The organism is uncultured Nostoc sp. (genome assembly GCF_964245575.1).
GTDB lineage: Bacteria > Cyanobacteriota > Cyanobacteriia > Cyanobacteriales > Nostocaceae > Nostoc.
Window position 1 is genome coordinate 1 of the sequence record NZ_CAXTNP010000481.1, and the last position, 3,415, is coordinate 3,415.

At 41.4% G+C, this 3,415-nt stretch carries 3 protein-coding genes; 2 read left to right on the top strand and 1 reads right to left on the bottom strand.

From position 1 onward, the window contains the following. Positions 1-575 precede the first annotated feature (575 nt). Entirely contained in the window at positions 576-2,075 is a 1,500-nt protein-coding gene (gatB, locus tag ACFFAP_RS37265; protein ID WP_375515919.1) for an Asp-tRNA(Asn)/Glu-tRNA(Gln) amidotransferase subunit GatB, read from the bottom strand. A 129-nt stretch (positions 2,076-2,204) separates the two neighbouring features. Between gatB and ACFFAP_RS37270 the strand changes: the two genes are divergently transcribed. Both ACFFAP_RS37270 and ACFFAP_RS37275 read left to right on the top strand, forming a co-directional pair. Then, positions 2,205-2,351 (top strand): hypothetical protein, encoded by a 147-nt coding sequence (locus tag ACFFAP_RS37270; RefSeq protein WP_375515917.1) that lies wholly within the window; start codon positions 2,205-2,207, stop codon positions 2,349-2,351. A gap of 160 nt (positions 2,352-2,511) precedes the next feature. After that, positions 2,512-2,706: a hypothetical protein gene (locus ACFFAP_RS37275; protein ID WP_375515918.1), complete on the top strand. Its 195-nt coding sequence runs from the start codon at positions 2,512-2,514 to the stop codon at positions 2,704-2,706. Positions 2,707-3,415 lie beyond the last annotated feature (709 nt).

A 3,415-nucleotide genomic window follows, 5' to 3' on the forward strand; every position in this document is an offset into this window, starting at 1 on the left:
TGTAGAGACATAGCATTGCTACGTCAAAACAATTCTTTTTCACTCCTATGTCTAAAGCAAAAAAGGAGAGCCACTTGGGTCGCTCTCCAGATCATTACGGTGCATCTTTTTCTCACACCATATCACTGATGATGTAAGGGATAATACTTATTTATTAAGATTATTTCTCAAAATTTGAGCAAGCTTTTACGTAAATACCACATAAATCAAATAAAAAAGAGAGCCACTTAGGCAGCTCTCCTGATCATCAGGGTGCATCTACTTACCACAGCATAGCATTTTAGGTATGCGGGTTGTCACCAGCTTTTATATGAAGATTTTGTGAAGAACCACCGGGAAAATACTGACTTGGAATTGGGAATTGGGAATTGGGAATTGGGCACAGGGGAAAGACTTACTGCAATTCCCCTTTGCTCCCCTGCGCCTCTGCATCCCTCACTCAGCAAACTTGACTTGACAGAGTACTAGCACAGTAGAGCGTAAATCAAGCTACCATTTTAAAACTTGCAAAAGCCTTGATATACAAAACTTTTGAATGCGTGAATGCGTGAATGCGTGACTTCCGCCTTGCGGTACTAGGCGTTCAGTTTTTTCTCCACCAATTCGTTAGTTAACTTAGGATCGGCACGTTTGCCTGTCTTTTTCAAAACTTGTCCGACAAAGAAGCCTTTGAGGTTGGTGTTTCCGTTGCGATATTTTTCCAGTTCTTTGGGATTAGCAGCTATGACTTCATCAACGATGGGTTCTAGTACACTAGGATCGGTGATTAACTCAAGACCTGCAAAGGCTTTTTCAGGAGAAATACCAGTGAGCAAATCTGGTAACTTTTCTTTAGCTTGAGCATTGCTAATTTTGCCCGTTTCAATGCGAGTGATGATATCAGCTAGATTGGTGGGAGTTAGGCCGATTTCAGTAATACTGAGTTTTTGCTTATTGAGGTGGGCGGCGATATCTTGAGTAATCCAGTTTGCAGCAGCTTTCGGATTTGCTCCAGATGCGATCGCAGTTTCAAAATATTCTGCTATCGAACGATCTTCTGTCAGCACTCGCGCATCGTAAGCCGAAAGTCCCAACTCACTTTCATAATGATGGCGTTTTTGGGCTGGTAATTCTGGTAATTCGCTACGCCATTTCTCTAATTCGGCATCTGTCACCTCAATTGGTGCTAAATCTGGTTCGGGGAAGTAACGGTAATCGCTAGAACCTTCCTTCACCCGCATACTACTTGTGCGTTGAGCGCCTTCTTCCCACAACCGAGTTTCTTGGATAATGCGATCGCCTGCAACGATAGCTGCAATTTGACGCTCAATTTCGTAGTCAATCGCCCGTTGGATGGCGCTGAAGGAGTTCATGTTTTTAATTTCTACCTTGGTGCCAAATTCCTCTCGTCCCACTGGACGCACGGAAATGTTGACATCGCAGCGCAGAGATCCTTCTTGCATATTACCGTCACTCACGCCAAGATACCGGACAATCCGGCGCAACTCTTCGGCATATTCAGCCGCTTCTAATCCAGAACGCAGGTCAGGTTCTGAGACAATTTCCACTAACGGTACGCCTGCGCGATTGTAGTCTACCAGAGAATAGGAAGAACCGGAGAGGCGAGTCTCGTTCCGAGAGGCTTCGCCAACACTACCAGCATGTACCAATTTTCCAGCATCTTCTTCCATGTGCAGACGTGTGATACCAATGCGTTTGCGAGTTGGATTCCCCTCAGCATCTACCAACTCAATTTCTAACCAACCATGTTCTGCGATCGGTAGATCGTATTGAGAAATTTGGTAATTTTTAGGTAAATCCGGATAAAAATACTGTTTACGGTCAAATTTGCTATATCTAGCGATTTGACAATTCAGTGCCAAACCAGCCTTGACGGCGTATTCTAATACTTTTTCATTGAGTACAGGTAAGACCCCAGGTAAACCCATACAAACCGGATCAATGTTAGTATTGGGGTCAGCACCGAATGCTGTAGAGCTATTAGAGAAAATCTTGGTGTTGGTACTCAGCTGACAATGGGTTTCTAGACCAATAATCGCTTCATACTCAGTTTTTACAGTCGTAGCAGTTGTCATAATATCAATATTTGGGCATAATCCTTGTAGTGGTACTATTGTAGCGGCGTATTGAGTTGCCCTGAAGACGGTTATTTGGGTGAGCAATGCTTACCCTCATGAGCTTGAAAAGGGAGATGCAAATATAAGGTGAAGAAAATCTTAATTATTGGTTCTGGAGGTGCTGGTAAATCTACCCTAGCCCGCGAACTGGGAACCCTCTTAGGCTTAAAAGTGATTCACTTGGATATTTGGTACTGGAATCCTGGCTGGGTTGAGACTCCAAAAGCTGAATAGCAGAGCATAGTCCAAGACCTAACGCTACGAGAATCTTGGATTATGGATGGTAACTATAGCGGTACTCTCGACGTTCGTTTGTCGGTTGCAGATACAGTAATTTTTTTGGATTTCCCCCGGATTTTGTGTTTGGCGCGAATTATTAAACGTTGCTTCATGTATGCTGGACAATCCAGCAGAAGATTATGAGCTTCTGCTTGCATTTATTGCAAGCTTTCAAAAGCTTGTAATAACTCCGAATATTTTGACAGAAGTTAATAGCCTCGCAAATCAACTTGGTGAACCTGAACGTTCTCAGTGCTTTGCAATATTTACTCAATTTGTTAAAAATGTTGCTCTTTTAGAGGAATACTAGGTAAATAGTTTAGATGCTGTTAATACTGAAAAATTTGTCAAATTCGGACTGACTGACAGTGGAATCCTGACTTTATCTAAGGGGAAGTATCTTGTACTAACTGATGACTTCAAGCTAGCAAGTTATCTTCAGAGTGTAGAAGTTGACGTGATTAACTTTAATAATATTCGTATCTTTAACTGGAAGTAAAAATATGAAATTAAACCCCACATCTAAAGCAATACGCTTGGGTTAGTGATAATTACCCACGACCCCCAACCTACGCCATTCCTCTCAATGGGGGAAATATGCACACGGCTGACTCCTCTAAAAAAACTTGCTCTAATTCCCTCCTTTTTAAGGAGGATTAGGGAGGATTAAGCCTTTACAATCCGTAAGGAAATTAATTAAATAATTCTTAAAAATATATAGAACTCCGATTTGATTTTTGAAATCCACATAGGGTGTGTTAGCGCAGAAAGTACCGCACCAAAAGCTTAAAATGGTGCTGTACTTTCGTCTAACACACCTTACAAGACTACTTAGATTTTTTCAAAAACAATTTGCGATTCCTATATACACCCCTTAATTAATCACTGAAACTCTTTAATAAGAAATCAAACTATTAAAAAAAATTAGCACTCAAGGCTTGTTAGTGCTAATTATTGACTGAGATTTAAGTAAGTCGGCGGGGAAATTTATAAGTATGTAACAAAAGCTTAACCAGAGT

Coding starts and splice junctions, on each gene's coding strand:
- gatB (WP_375515919.1), bottom strand. CDS start 2,075: ATGACAACTGCTACGACTGTAAAAACTGAGTATGAAGCGATTATTGGT.
- ACFFAP_RS37275 (WP_375515918.1), top strand. CDS start 2,512: ATGCTGGACAATCCAGCAGAAGATTATGAGCTTCTGCTTGCATTTATT.